Source organism: Chryseobacterium sp. R2ACT005 (assembly GCF_049949215.1).
Classification (GTDB): domain Bacteria; phylum Bacteroidota; class Bacteroidia; order Flavobacteriales; family Weeksellaceae; genus Chryseobacterium.
This window is the reverse complement of sequence record NZ_CP188192.1, coordinates 4919895-4932867: the sequence shown is the minus strand read 5'-3', so window position 1 is coordinate 4932867 and position 12973 is coordinate 4919895. Positions and strand designations below refer to the sequence as shown.

Sequence of the window (12973 nt, the reverse complement as noted above, 5' to 3'; positions counted from 1 at the left end):
GCTTAATAAGCAAAGCCAAAACATTATTTCTTTCATTAAAAATCAATAATGTTAAAGATTTTTATGGCTTTTAAATAAACAGATCATACAAATTTCAACCACTATGAATTACAGAATTGAAAAAGACACCATGGGAGAAGTCCAGGTACCTGCGGATAAATTTTGGGGTGCACAGACGGAACGTTCCAGAAATAATTTCAAAATAGGACCTGAAGGTTCAATGCCGCATGAAATCATTAAAGCTTTCGCTTATCTGAAAAAGGCAGCAGCTTATACCAACACTGACCTTGGAGTGCTTCCTGCTGAAAAAAGAGATATGATCGCCAAGGTATGTGATGAAATTCTTGAGGGAAAACTTAATGACCAGTTTCCGTTGGTAATCTGGCAGACGGGTTCCGGAACGCAATCGAACATGAATGTCAATGAAGTAGTTTCAAACAGAGCCCATGTCAATAATGGAGGAACATTGGGTGAAAAATCTGAAATTCACCCAAATGATGATGTGAATAAATCCCAGTCTTCCAATGATACCTATCCTACTGCCATGCACATCGCTGCCTATACAAAAGTAGTGGAGGTAACCATTCCGGCAGTAGAGAAATTAAAAAATACGCTGGCTGAAAAATCTAAAGCCTTTAAAGATGTGGTAAAGATCGGGAGAACCCACCTGATGGATGCTACTCCACTTACTCTGGGACAGGAATTTTCCGGGTATGTGGCTCAATTGGAATTCGGATTGAGAGCTTTAAGAAATACATTACCTCACCTTTCTGAGCTTGCATTAGGTGGAACAGCTGTAGGAACAGGATTGAATACTCCTAACGGCTATGATGTAAAGGTTGCAGAATATATTTCTCAATTTACAAAACATCCTTTCATTACTGCTGAAAATAAATTTGAAGCCCTTGCTGCTCATGATGCAATTGTTGAATCTCACGGAGCTTTAAAACAATTGGCCGTTTCTTTATATAAAATTGCTCAGGATGTAAGATTACTGGCATCAGGGCCACGTTCCGGAATCGGGGAAATTCATATTCCTGAAAATGAACCGGGATCGTCTATCATGCCAGGGAAAGTAAATCCTACTCAGAATGAGGCTTTAACAATGGTTTGCGCTCAGGTTTTAGGAAATGATACGACAATTTCGTTTGCAGGAACTCAGGGAAATTATGAGCTGAATGTTTTCAAACCGGTAATGGCTTATAATTTTCTCCAGTCTGCCCAATTGATCGCTGATGCATGTATTTCTTTCAATGACCATTGTGCTGTAGGAATTGAACCCAACCATGAGAGAATTAAAGAACTTGTAGACAAATCTTTAATGCTTGTTACAGCTTTAAATACTCATATCGGATATGAAAATGCAGCAAAAATTGCTAAAACAGCCCATAAAAATGGTACAACCTTAAAAGAAGAAGCCATCAATCTTGGTTTGTTAACTGCTGAGCAGTTTGATGAGTGGGTAAAACCTGAAGATATGGTAGGAAGTTTAAAATAATGATTCTATAACTGATACAATGCAAAAACTCCGGGAGCTTTTCCCGGAGTTTTTCGTTTTGCTGTCAAAATGTATTTAATCTAATCCAATGGCTAAGCCGAATATCAGCGCTTTATCATTTTTGAAATAACTGTCTTTAAAGAAATTGCTGAAATCTTTTTTCACAAAAAGACTGAAACTGTTATATGAGAATGTAATCTGTGCCCCATATACAAAAGGATTCACCTGATAGTTTCCCCGGTCTCTTGTCTCTCCGTCATTTCCTTTGACAATATTGTTGGTAGACATTTTCACCCCGCCATATACATTGGCTCCTATTTTAAATCCGGTGTAATAACTTCGGTATTGGATGTCCATTCCTGCATTTTTAAGCTTGGAAAAATTATACTGTACACCAAGAGGAACCATAATATACCCGGTTCTCAGCTTACTTTTATCAAGGTTTCCGCTGTACTGAGCCAAAGCCACTCCCTGATCTGCACTTCTTGTAAAAAGCATATTGTTATCTGCTCTTACGGTTCTCCATGAGAATCCTAATCCTGAGGTAATTGCCCACGGGCTTGTTCTGCTAAGCTGATAATTCAGTTTCAGACCAAATTCCAGGTTATTGGCATAGCCTATATTTTTGTCCAGTTCGTTATCCTGAGAACTGTTTGTCAATGTCATAATTCCGTAAGAGAAATACCCTGTAAAACTTCTGCTGGGACGGAATTTTTTCAACAGCTTTTCTTTAAGCTCTTCTTTGGAAGTAACATCAGTATTTAAAAGTGAATATCTTACCTGTTTCTGAATAACGTCATCCAGATCAAATCCAAGTTCTTCAATTCTTTTATCCATTTTCTCAGAATAACGGTCTGCAATCTGGGCTTTCTCTCTGTCAAAATCTGTTTTATCAAGGTTTCTTGCCTGCAAAACAACCAATTCTTCTTCCATCAGCTTCTTTTCTTCCTGAATAATGGTATTGATCTTTGTGGCATATTCTTCTACTTTCTCTTTTACAATAGGGCTTACCTCAGTGTCTTTTTTAGAAGACAGGTTAATATTCAAAGCCTTTTGTGCATGGAATGATGCTGAAATAGAGCATAGCAATCCCATTACGATTAATTTCTTGATCATATTATTAATTTTTAATTTTTTACGGGCAAATTATCTGGCATTCAGGTCAATAGTTGTAGCCACATTACTTCCATCCTTTGTCTTTTCGATAACATCTTTATGCTCTACCGAAAAAAGGAGGGTAGAAGGGTCTACATATTTTTTCTTTTTAACCGGAGTTTTCAAAGAATCAGCTTTTGCTATAAGCTTAGGATTAGAAATCTGAGGAATATCCAGTTTTTTCACTGCGGTTTCTCTGGGAATAAGTTTATTTTGACCTATTGTTACTGCAGAAATCATTTCTTCTTTATCCTGGGGGGATATTATTTTTACTTCCTTTTTATCATTATTCAGAACAGCCAGAGGTGTATTATATTGAGCCGGTTTTTTTATGATTTCATCTGCCTTATTTTCTTCTGCCTTCTTTACTATTTCAGGTTGAATTTCTGAAGGCTGATTGAGAAAAAACAGAACGGTTCCTAAACTCAATGTCAAGACCAGACAGGCAGCCACTAAAACCCAGTTCATCTGTGATTTGGGACGGCTATTGCTGCTGTTTTGAAACTCAATTTCAGACCACAGATCCCGGGAAGGAGTAATCTCTCTTTCTTCAATCTGTTTTTTGATCTGACATTCAAAATTATCTTTAGACGTTTTCATTTTTCACTTTTTTTTGTTGTTGAAAGTAGATCTTTCTTAATTTTTCTTTAGCTCGGAACAGCTGTGTTTTGCTAACAGCAATGGAGATCTGCAAAGTATCAGCAATTTCCTGATGGGAATATCCTTCCAGGACATAAAGATTGAAAACCATTCTGTAGGCGTCGGGAAGCTGATCCAAAAGATCTTGCGCATTAAAATCACAATCAATCTCCGGTTCATGGATGTCTTCATGAAAAGATTGGTTGATCTCATCGAGATAGAATACCGTTTTATGGCTTTTGATAAAATTCAGGCATTCATTCACGACAATTCTTCTTGCCCAGCTGTCCAGGTTCGACTCTCCTCTGAAGCTTTCTATGTGCTTAAAAATTTTACAGAATGCTTTAATGAGACAATCTTCCGCCTGATACAAATCGCTTACATAGCTTTTGCTTACGCTCAGGAATCTCTTTACATTCTGTTCATAGAAAATCTTCTGTGCAGCCGGATCCTGTTTTTTCAGGAGGCTCAACAAATCATTCTTTTTATTTCCGAACAAAAGTTTCATGCTTATGCTGTTTCTATACTAAAGACAATCAAAACAAAAAAAGGTTACAACTTGAAAAAAAATATTTTACTATTTATTGCAATAAGTTGATTTTTTTTGTTCAGAGTTACAAATTTTACCTTCTTTTTTGTTTCAAAAAGGTGAGAAAGATTTTAATTAAAAAACTGAGGTACAATTTTTTACTTAATCTATTCAATGTTTCATTTTTTCCTATATTGGAGATATAATTAATTTAAAACTAAAACCATGAAAAATTTAAAGAAATTAAAAAGAGAGAACCTGAAAACAATTAATGGGGGAAATACGCCACTTTGTAATATGTATCTGATACAATACAACGGATTTTATGCATGTTGCAGCGTACCTACAACCAATCCCTGTGAACTGAAAAAAAGAGAATGTCTGGTGGAAAACGGAATGTGTGATTCGTACAACCCCGGAAATCCAGTATAGTATTGTAAAACAATTGTTAAAGGCAGCCTTAATTTCGAAGCTGCCTTTTTTGTATTTTATCCTGAAAACTCGTCAAGCATATTCCTGGTAGGAACAAAGAAAAGCGTTCCTGTAACCGCTGTACTGAAATCTAAAATTCTGTCATAATTTCCCGGAGGATCACCTATGAACATATTGGTCAGCATTTTTCTGGTTGTTGCGAATGTGCTTGAATAGGCAATAAAATAGGTTCCGAACTCATTAGTAGAAGGATTTCCAAAAGGCATATTATCTCTGACTATTTTCAATTCTTCCCCATCTTCCCCTTCGATATTGGCTAAAGCAATATGTGAATTGGAAGGTTTTACATCATCCGACATTTCAATATCGTTTTCTTTTGATCTCCCGATGACTTTCTCCTGATCTTCTGTTGACAGCCCTTTCCAGGCATCCATATTGTGCAGGTATTTCTGAACAAAAAGGTAACTTCCGCCTTTGTACTGAAGGTCTTCATCTCCGATTTTTGCAAAATAATCACGGTCATCACCATGTGGATTCTCTGTTCCATCCACAAAACCAAGAATGGAACGTGCATCCCAATATTTAAATCCATGAATCTCCAGAATACTTTCTGCCACTGAACTCAATAGTTTGGATATTTCAACAGCCATATCGAAAATCAGGCTTTTATTATCCGCTCTCAAGTGAAAATGAAGGTCTCCAGAAGTGGAAACAGCTGTGTGCTTCACTCCTTTTATTTCTTCAAAATTGATTAATTCTTTTGGCAAAGGTGTAGGAAGATCCAGTTTTCTCCATGCTTCAGCCCCAATTCCCATTACACAGCTTGCCCTGCTGTCTGGAAAACGGTTAAAAACGGAATTATTAAGATTTAATACCAAAGCGCATAGTTCCTGAAAAATATTTTTCAGCTGTGGGCTGTCATTAAGTTTCCAGACCATGAAAATAGTATTGCTGTTCGGATAATCTGTTACATTCTGTGATTCTATCGTATTCATACCTCTATTTTTGTGGTATTAAATATCCGAAACAGAAACCTGATCTGCAAAATATTGTTCCAAATCTTTTAATGTTTCCGGATTGGTCTGAATATCTTTCACCAAAAGGCCTTTGTTTACTACCACAATTCTGTTGCAGACTTCCGTTGTATGGGAAAGATCATGACTGGATATCAGAAAAGTAACACCATCCTGTTTTGATAATTCCTTGATAAGATTTTTAAGTTTGATCTGAGTAGATGGATCGAGATTGGCAAAAGGCTCATCCAAAATAATAATCTCAGGATTTCCAATAATTGCTCCTACAATTCCTACTTTTTTCTGATTTCCTTTTGAAAGGTCACGGACGTATTTCCCTGATTTAAGGATTTCTCCATTGAAAAAATCATGAAAAGGCTTCAGGAATTCATCTACAGATGCTTTGTTCTGCCCTCTCAACTCTCCGATGAAATAAAAATATTCCTCAGGAGTAAGGTATCCAATAAGAAATGTATCGTCAACAAAGGCTGAAACTTTATTTTTCCATGCTTCAGATTCATCGACCTTAATTCCGTCAATACTTACAGAACCTGTTGTAGCCTGAATTAAATCCAGCATCAGGCTGAAAAGAGTTGTTTTTCCTGCTCCGTTGTTTCCTACGAGACCAAATGTTTCCCCGTTTGGAATTTCAAGATGTTCGATATTAAGAACCGTTGCCGTTCCGTATGTTTTAGATAAATTTTGTATGTTGATCATGGCTTAACTTATATTTTTAAACGCATCCAGTGTGCTGTATTTTTCTTTCTTGTAAAGTTTTACGATAATATCGAAGATTTTCTCTCTCAAGAAAAATCCTATAATCCCGATAATTGCAATGCTTATCACTCCTCCGGTAATTCCCCATAAATATTTTGTTAAAGCAAATACACCCATCGGAAGAAGCATTTTAGGAATCAGCAGAAGCATAGCTATCATATTGAAACTCCCTTTCTGTCCTAATCTTTTTTCTTTTGTATTAAGGTCAATCTGAGTTTTATTGAAAGCTCCTGACCACAAGGTAAATTGAGAATTCACACCGATATTATATAATCCTGCTGCAAAAAAGGTAACGTAGACTTCCCAGCCGAAGTATGCATAGCAAAGCGCTATAATGATAGAAATTCCCGTTACAATATTCATCAGCCACCATTTCGCTTTTAAATATTCTTTATATGGAACATTCAGGGTCATCATCAATGGATAATAAGAACTGTCAAAAGCAGGAACTCTCTGGCCAAACAGAAACTGAAAACCTCCTGTTACAAAAAGTCCCATAACCATCATCATTGCCGGTGTTTTGTACATTGAAGAAGTAAACATCAGCAATCCGTAGAACAGAAACATAAAACTGCCCAGTAAAATCCCCTTGGGTACTTTATTGCGTCTCAGCATTTTAATATCATTATTGATAAATGTTCCAATAACTCCATATTTGTTCAGAAAGGCAATATTCTCTGTTTTTCCTACTGTTTTCTTGGCTTCAAGCCCCTGGTCAAGATAAAATTCATTGCGCAGGTACCGGAAACACATCCACCACAGTATTACGAACAACGCAACAGGGATCAGTGCAAAGTAAGGTTTCTCATAGAAACTAAAGAAAACAGACTCAGAATAAGACAGAACAGGAACTATTTTATAATATCCCAACATTCCTATGCCCAAAAAGCATACCCCTATGATCACCGCCAGAGTTTCTTTACCGTTAAAGAAAATATTGATAAAATTATTCAGATAAAGCAATGAAATAACTCCTATAAGCCACACCAACACTCCTAAAATGCTATATCCGTTAAATAAAGCAATCAATGAAAATGTGATAAAGAATAGAGAACTCAGCCAGCTGAATGCGGAAAGAAAGGTTTTGGCCAGCATATAATTGACCAATGTATTCTTCCGGACATTCATGGTAAGAAATGGCTTAATATTCTGGGTTGGAATTTCCTGCCAGAGATATTTAAGAACAAGATCAATAATCCAGGCAACAATCATGAATTTTGAAACCACTTTTACAGGATTCTGATGCATCTCCTCCTGTACATAGAAAAAAGCAATAAAAGCCCCACCTACAAGACAGCCCACGAAATAAAGTATTCCAATAAACCGGAGGATTTTCATGGTCAGATTGATCCCTAAAGATGTACCACGGAAGAAGCTTTTTATTTCAAGCTTAAGGAACTTTAGAAACATATGTTAGTTTTTTACATTAGTAAATATAATGTAAAATATGTTACAAGTTTTTAAAGAAAAATAGATTTATGTAATTATCCAATAAGCTCTTTTGCCTGTGCCAGCGCAGCTTCTGTAATTTTGCTTCCGGAAAGCAGCTGGGCAATTTCGTTCAGCTTTTCTTCGTTGCTCAAAGGAATTATAGTAGATTGTGTTCTGCCGGAAATATCCTGCTTTACCACCTTATAGTTATCATTTCCTTTTGCAGCAACCTGTGCAAGGTGTGAAATAACAATCAATTGCATGTCTTCAGACATTTCTCTCATAAGGTTTCCGATCTCTTCGGCAACTTTCCCTGAAACTCCGGTGTCAATTTCGTCAAGAATAAGGGTTGGAAGCTCATCACTTTCGGCAATAATCTTTTTGACAGCAAGCATTACCCTTGATCTTTCCCCTCCGGAAATAGCGGTCTGAATGGGTTTTAAAGGAAAACCGGAATTGGCCTGAAATAGCAGCTGGATATTTTCTTTTCCAAACTGATTGAACTCATCGGCATCCTGCAGTTCTATATCTACTTTTGCTTTTTCAAGACCTAATTTTTTCAGTAGGCTTTCTGCTTTTTTGATGAAGACAGGAATATTTTTGTGCCTGTTCTTAGAAAGCTTTGCAGCAAGAGTCTGAAGTGTTTTTTCTTTCTGAGAAATATTTTCTTCTGTTGCTTCAATCTGTGCTTCCAGTTCTGAAGCCCCCTTCTGGTCTCCTGCCAGCTGGTTTCTGATTTCAATCAGTTCATTAAGATCTGAAACATTATGCTTAAGAAACAGAGCGTTGATTTTATTATTAAGATCGGTAAGGTATACCAGGTTTTCAGGATTGATTTCAACTCTTTCGGCCGCATGTTCCAGTTCAGAAATAATATCTTTCAGCTCTACAAAAGAGGTTTCCAGCCTTTCATCAAGCTCTGCGAAACTGGTAGAAACTTCCGAAATTTTTGAAAGCTTATGGGTAGCTTCATGAAAGAAAGACAGAATCCCTATTTCTTCCTGATGAAACCTGGACAGGATCTGACCTACGTTTTCGGAAATCATCCCAGCATTTTCCTGAATAGAAAGCTGGTTCTGAACATCTTCATAGTCTACATCATCAAGTTTCAGTTCTTCCAGCTCATTGAGTAAAAATTCTTTATAATCACTTTCTTTATTGGCTTCTGAAAGTTGAGTCTTCAGTTTTTTCAACAGCATTTTCAGGCTTTGAAAGTCAGAAAACTCCTTCTGATACTCTTCAATAATTTTTTTATTCTCAGAAAGTCCGTCGATAATTTTAAACTGATATTCTGAAGTAAAAAGATTGGATGTTTCAAACTGGGAATGAATATCAATCAGCTGTGAGGAAAGTTCTTTAAGAATATCAAGCGTTACCGGCACATCATTGATGAAGGCACGGGATTTCCCTGATGGCAGGATCTCTCTTCTTATAATCGTCTGAAGCTCGTAATCCAGATCATTTTCAATAAAGAATTTCTTAAACTGGTTGTTAAGGGAGAACTCAGTTTCCACCACGCTTTTCTCTTCAGATTTGGCAATGGACTTTACATCTGCTCTTTCTCCTAAAATAAGCCGGAGCGCTCCTAAAATAATTGATTTACCCGCTCCCGTTTCACCGGTAATAACCTGTAAACCATTATTAAGAGATACTTCAAGAGTATCAATCAGGGCAAAGTTTTTAATGTAAATTCTCGAAAGCATTGATAATCCGGGTTATGATCCAACTTGAGTTTGAACTGTAAAAATAAGTTTTTTTTTGATGAGTTGAGAAAATGTTTAGGTATGCTTTCTGTTCTTGACACTTTTTGCTTCTCTAATTTTTTATAAAGCTGTTTCTCAAAAATTTTTAAAGCCTACTATCTTACACCTTCCACTTATTCCACTTATTATCAATGTTTTTTGGCGAAAGAATAATCAATGTCTGTTTAAGATCATTCAGAATCAAACCTCCATTATTTCCGGAATTGAATATATTGAAGATCTCATCACTTTTTGTATCCATGAACAGGTTAAAGAAAAATGCCTGCTGAAATGTGTTCTCATACATTTTCAATTGCATCAGGGCATCAAAGATTACTTTTTTCCCGGCAGTCTGGTCCTGATTGAAAAGATTATCCATTCCGGCTCTGTGGTAAGTATAAATAGTAGAACGCAATTGGTTCCAGTTAGGATTCATAACTTCATTAATCAATATAGAACGGCTTCTTGGCTCATTGATGGTATTCCAGCCTTCATAGTTTCTGTTCTGAGAATTCTGCGCAATCTGCTGTGCTTTTGCGTACCATTGAGATCCACCCATAGACTGGAAACTGTCTGCATCCAGTCCCAAAATAAGGTAAATATAGAAACTAACCACATCCGTAAGATTCTTTCCTGAAAACTGTCTTTCATTAAAAATAAGACTCTCATTTTCAACATATTCAAAACCAAATCTCTGATCCTGAAGATTAATTAACGGGGATTCATAAGTTGTATTGTAAACAGGGCGCATAGCCTGAACAACAATGGATCCTTTGAATCTGTTCCCATCTCTTTCTCCAATAACAACGGAAAAACCACATTTTATTTTTTCAAAATTCTGAAGCTTTTTCCCTGTCCAGCTCGTATTATTGATAAAATCTCTGAGACTTTTCTCCAATGCTTTATATGCCTGCTGGTTACTTCCTCCTACCTGTTGAGAGTTTACCTGAACAGTTGCCAACAGCTCCTGAGAAAAACTTTGGGTATAGATGAAAAACAGAAAAAATAAACTTATAATTTTTTTCATTGTCTATTAAAAATTGAGAACGGAAATTTATTAAAATTATTTTAAAAGTTGAGACTCAACAAAATTGAGAATATCTTTCGCTACATCATCTTTGGATTTCAGGTCGAATTCTTTCTTCTCCGTTTTGGTAAATATCCTTATTTTATTGGTATCATTTTTAAATCCGGCGCCTTCGTCACGCAGAGAGTTTAAAACAATCATATCAAGGTTTTTCTTCTCCAGTTTTCCTTTTGCATTTTCTTCTTCATTTTGGGTTTCCAGTGCAAAACCTACCAAAAACTGGTGTGTTTTCTTTTCGCCCATGGTTTTAAGGATATCCGGATTCTTAACCAGTTCAATGGTCAGGTTATCATCATTTTTCTTGATCTTTTCTTTTGCTACTTCTTTGGGAGCATAATCTGCTACCGCAGCACTTGCAATACCGATGTCTATGCTGTCATAAAATTCAAATACTTTTGCCAGCATTTCTTTTGCTGAAGTTACTTTATGAAGTTCAACATTGGGATCATTAATGGTTTGGAAACTCGGTCCTGAAATCAGAATCACTTTTGCGCCTCTTTTTGAAGCTTCTTCTGCCAGAGAAAATCCCATCTTACCTGATGAATGATTTCCTATGAATCTTACCGGATCTATAGCTTCATACGTAGGGCCTGCAGTAATTAAAACGGTTTTTCCTTCAAGGCTTTTGGAGTGGTTACTGTTTCTAAAATGATTTTCAACTTCACTAAAAATAGTTGCAGGCTCGGCCATTCTTCCCTGCCCGATCAGTCCGCTAGCCAGCTCACCATTTTCAGCAGGAATTACAATATGTCCAAAACTTTCTGCAAGCTCCAGATTCTTCTTTGTGGAAGGATGTATATACATATCAAGGTCCATTGCCGGAGCTATGAAAACCGGGCATTTTGCAGACATATAAGTTGCAATAACCAGATTATCACACATTCCGTGAACCATCTTAGATAGTGTATTGGCTGTACAGGGAGCTACGATCATAACATCTGCCCACAGTGCCATTTCCACATGATTGTTCCATGTTCCGTTATCGCTGTAAAACTCTGAATACACCGGCTTTTTGGATAGTGTAGACAGGCTTAGTTTTGTCACAAAGTGTTCTGCATCAGGAGTCATAATAACCTGTACTTCTGCTCCTTTTTTCACAAAATCCCTTATCAAAAAATGAATTTTGTAGGCTGCAATCCCACCAGAGACGGCGATAAGAATCTTTTTACCGGAAACACTCATTAAGTTCTAATTTTTTTGAAATACTAAAATACTTATTTTTTACCACACAATCTGGCTTTAAAACGATAAAGGTCATAAAAGAACAGATTTCCTTTATGACCTTCATTTATAAGAATACAGAAGATTTATTTTCTTTCTTCTGTTTTTCTGAAATAAACATCTTCGTTTAACCACTCTTCAATAGCAATTGAAGTTGGCTTTGGAAGCTTTTCGTAATGTTTAGAGATCTCAATTTGTTCTCTGTTTTCAAAAACCTCTTCTAATGTAGAATTGTGAACCGCAAATTCATCTAATTTGTTGTGAAGTTCCGTACGGATCTCCGCATTGATCTGCTCTGCTCTCTTTCCCATGATAACAATAGCTTCATAGATTGAACCTACTTTATCTTCAATCTTATCTTTATCGTAAGTAATTGTATTTACTTCTGCTTTTGTATCTTTTACACTCATTTTGAGAAAATTATTTTTATTTTAAGATGGCAAATTTACGAATTATCTTTGAATTTTGAAAGTCGCTGCAGGAGGAGGGGTCTTAAGTGCTGCACTGTCCCTCTGTAACTGCATTGCTTTCTTTTCATTGCTTATCTGATCTTTAACTTGCTGCTCAGTTTTACCCTGATCAGCCAATTTTTCAGCTTCTTTTTTCTGTCTTGCCGTTAAAGCTGCAATTCTTGCATCTGTTTCTTTTTTAACGACAGCAAAGTGTTCTTTTTCCTTTTCCAGTTTTTCTCTAAGATCTATTGCTGCTTTAGAATATTCTGTATTAGGAAGTTCTTTCTCTACCACTCTTGTATAAGTTAATGCACTTTCAATACGTTCAGCTTTAAGATTATAAATTGACTTCATCGCCAGTTCATAACGGGACTTCATGATATAATCATAAATTTTTGAACGAAGTTTTGTACTTGGGAAATCTTCCAGAACGTTTTCAAATGCTACATTCGCTGCTTTATACTCTCCCATTTTGTAGTATTGTCTTCCATTTTCATATGCTTTAAACTCAAGCTTATAAGACAATTCATCAATGAGCTGGCTGATATTTTTAGATCTCTCAGAGTTTGGATAATTGTTCAGGAAGTCCTGAAGTTCATTGATCGCTAATTCTGTACTAGACTGATCTAGGTTGTAATCCATAGATCCTTCATAGTAGCACAATGCAGACATATAAGCTGCTTCTTCGGCTCTCGGATCTTTTGGAAAACTAACTGCAAAATTTTTGAACTGGTGACCTGCCAGCTTATAGCTCTTGTCATAATAGTTGGCATAAGCAGTGTTGAAACCTACGTTAGGGAAATCATCTGTTCCTGCCACAAGATTTGCAAGTCTGTCATAAAGAGCCAATGCATTTTTCCACTTTTTCTTAGCAAAGTTTTCATTAGCTGCTTTCAAGATAAATTCTTTATCAGCACTCCTCATTGCTCTTTCCTGCTGGCTTACACAAGATGAAATCACCGCTACAGCAAAAAGACCTAAAATATATTTTTTCATA

At 36.4% G+C, this 12973-nt stretch carries 13 protein-coding genes; 2 read left to right on the top strand and 11 right to left on the bottom strand.

Features of this window, described 5'->3' with window-relative positions; all coding sequences use genetic code 11:
• Positions 1–103 precede the first annotated feature (103 nt).
• Positions 104–1498, top strand: coding sequence for a class II fumarate hydratase (gene fumC, locus ACPF63_RS22675; RefSeq protein WP_426481409.1), 1395 nt, complete (start codon positions 104–106; stop codon positions 1496–1498).
• A 75-nt stretch (positions 1499–1573) separates the two neighbouring features.
• Here fumC and ACPF63_RS22670 read toward each other — a convergent pair whose 3' ends face one another.
• Genes ACPF63_RS22670 through ACPF63_RS22660 form a run of 3 tightly spaced genes read right to left on the bottom strand, consistent with a single transcriptional unit; the run spans position 1574 to position 3800 of the window.
• Positions 1574–2614 carry a porin family protein gene (locus tag ACPF63_RS22670; protein ID WP_426481408.1) on the bottom strand — a complete coding sequence of 347 codons (1041 nt, stop codon included), beginning with the start codon at positions 2612–2614 and terminating at the stop codon, positions 1574–1576.
• A gap of 30 nt (positions 2615–2644) precedes the next feature.
• Entirely contained in the window at positions 2645–3253 is a 609-nt protein-coding gene (locus tag ACPF63_RS22665) for a hypothetical protein (RefSeq protein WP_426481407.1), read from the bottom strand.
• Positions 3240–3800: an RNA polymerase sigma factor gene (locus ACPF63_RS22660; protein ID WP_077419428.1), complete on the bottom strand. Its 561-nt coding sequence runs from the start codon at positions 3798–3800 to the stop codon at positions 3240–3242. The genes ACPF63_RS22665 and ACPF63_RS22660 overlap by 14 nt, the downstream gene beginning before the upstream one ends.
• Positions 3801–4046: 246 nt before the next feature.
• Here ACPF63_RS22660 and ACPF63_RS22655 point away from each other — a divergent pair, with 246 nt between their 5' ends.
• A complete protein-coding gene (locus tag ACPF63_RS22655; protein ID WP_077419427.1) occupies positions 4047–4253 on the top strand; it encodes a bacteriocin-like protein in 207 nt (68 codons plus the stop codon).
• A 56-nt stretch (positions 4254–4309) separates the two neighbouring features.
• Here the strand turns inward: ACPF63_RS22655 and ACPF63_RS22650 are convergent, their stop codons facing one another.
• The 8 genes from ACPF63_RS22650 to ACPF63_RS22615 form a co-directional block, all read right to left on the bottom strand.
• Positions 4310–5248 carry a Dyp-type peroxidase gene (locus ACPF63_RS22650; protein ID WP_077419426.1) on the bottom strand — a complete coding sequence of 313 codons (939 nt, stop codon included), beginning with the start codon at positions 5246–5248 and terminating at the stop codon, positions 4310–4312.
• A gap of 18 nt (positions 5249–5266) precedes the next feature.
• Positions 5267–5983 carry an ABC transporter ATP-binding protein gene (locus tag ACPF63_RS22645; RefSeq protein WP_047381821.1) on the bottom strand — a complete coding sequence of 239 codons (717 nt, stop codon included), beginning with the start codon at positions 5981–5983 and terminating at the stop codon, positions 5267–5269.
• A 3-nt stretch (positions 5984–5986) separates the two neighbouring features.
• Entirely contained in the window at positions 5987–7453 is a 1467-nt protein-coding gene (locus ACPF63_RS22640; protein WP_426481406.1) for a DUF5687 family protein, read from the bottom strand.
• 74 nt (positions 7454–7527) lie between these two features.
• Positions 7528–9177 (bottom strand): DNA repair protein RecN, encoded by a 1650-nt coding sequence (locus tag ACPF63_RS22635; RefSeq protein ID WP_426481405.1) that lies wholly within the window; start codon positions 9175–9177, stop codon positions 7528–7530.
• A 160-nt stretch (positions 9178–9337) separates the two neighbouring features.
• Positions 9338–10243, bottom strand: coding sequence for a DUF4835 family protein (locus ACPF63_RS22630; RefSeq protein WP_077419423.1), 906 nt, complete (start codon positions 10241–10243; stop codon positions 9338–9340).
• A gap of 36 nt (positions 10244–10279) precedes the next feature.
• On the bottom strand, positions 10280–11485 hold the full coding sequence (coaBC, locus tag ACPF63_RS22625; protein WP_426481404.1) for a bifunctional phosphopantothenoylcysteine decarboxylase/phosphopantothenate--cysteine ligase CoaBC: 1206 nt from the start codon (positions 11483–11485) through the stop codon (positions 10280–10282).
• Between the two features lie 125 nt (positions 11486–11610).
• Positions 11611–11934: a DNA-directed RNA polymerase subunit omega gene (locus tag ACPF63_RS22620; RefSeq protein ID WP_034681463.1), complete on the bottom strand. Its 324-nt coding sequence runs from the start codon at positions 11932–11934 to the stop codon at positions 11611–11613.
• 42 nt (positions 11935–11976) lie between these two features.
• The gene (locus ACPF63_RS22615; RefSeq protein ID WP_077419421.1) at positions 11977–12972 is read right to left on the bottom strand and encodes an outer membrane protein assembly factor BamD; all 996 of its coding nucleotides are present in this window, start codon (positions 12970–12972) and stop codon (positions 11977–11979) included.
• Position 12973 lies beyond the last annotated feature (1 nt).

What these genes read in the sequence shown, in the direction of transcription:
- ACPF63_RS22630 (WP_077419423.1), bottom strand. Translation starts at nt 10,243, where the DNA reads ATGAAAAAAATTATAAGTTTATTTTTTCTGTTTTTCATCTATACCCAA.
- ACPF63_RS22655 (WP_077419427.1), top strand. Translation starts at nt 4,047, where the DNA reads ATGAAAAATTTAAAGAAATTAAAAAGAGAGAACCTGAAAACAATTAAT.
- coaBC (WP_426481404.1), bottom strand. Translation starts at nt 11,485, where the DNA reads ATGAGTGTTTCCGGTAAAAAGATTCTTATCGCCGTCTCTGGTGGGATT.
- ACPF63_RS22670 (WP_426481408.1), bottom strand. Translation starts at nt 2,614, where the DNA reads ATGATCAAGAAATTAATCGTAATGGGATTGCTATGCTCTATTTCAGCA.
- ACPF63_RS22645 (WP_047381821.1), bottom strand. Translation starts at nt 5,983, where the DNA reads ATGATCAACATACAAAATTTATCTAAAACATACGGAACGGCAACGGTT.
- ACPF63_RS22640 (WP_426481406.1), bottom strand. Translation starts at nt 7,453, where the DNA reads ATGTTTCTAAAGTTCCTTAAGCTTGAAATAAAAAGCTTCTTCCGTGGT.
- ACPF63_RS22665 (WP_426481407.1), bottom strand. Translation starts at nt 3,253, where the DNA reads ATGAAAACGTCTAAAGATAATTTTGAATGTCAGATCAAAAAACAGATT.
- ACPF63_RS22650 (WP_077419426.1), bottom strand. Translation starts at nt 5,248, where the DNA reads ATGAATACGATAGAATCACAGAATGTAACAGATTATCCGAACAGCAAT.
- fumC (WP_426481409.1), top strand. Translation starts at nt 104, where the DNA reads ATGAATTACAGAATTGAAAAAGACACCATGGGAGAAGTCCAGGTACCT.
- ACPF63_RS22615 (WP_077419421.1), bottom strand. Translation starts at nt 12,972, where the DNA reads ATGAAAAAATATATTTTAGGTCTTTTTGCTGTAGCGGTGATTTCATCT.
- ACPF63_RS22660 (WP_077419428.1), bottom strand. Translation starts at nt 3,800, where the DNA reads ATGAAACTTTTGTTCGGAAATAAAAAGAATGATTTGTTGAGCCTCCTG.
- ACPF63_RS22635 (WP_426481405.1), bottom strand. Translation starts at nt 9,177, where the DNA reads ATGCTTTCGAGAATTTACATTAAAAACTTTGCCCTGATTGATACTCTT.
- ACPF63_RS22620 (WP_034681463.1), bottom strand. Translation starts at nt 11,934, where the DNA reads ATGAGTGTAAAAGATACAAAAGCAGAAGTAAATACAATTACTTACGAT.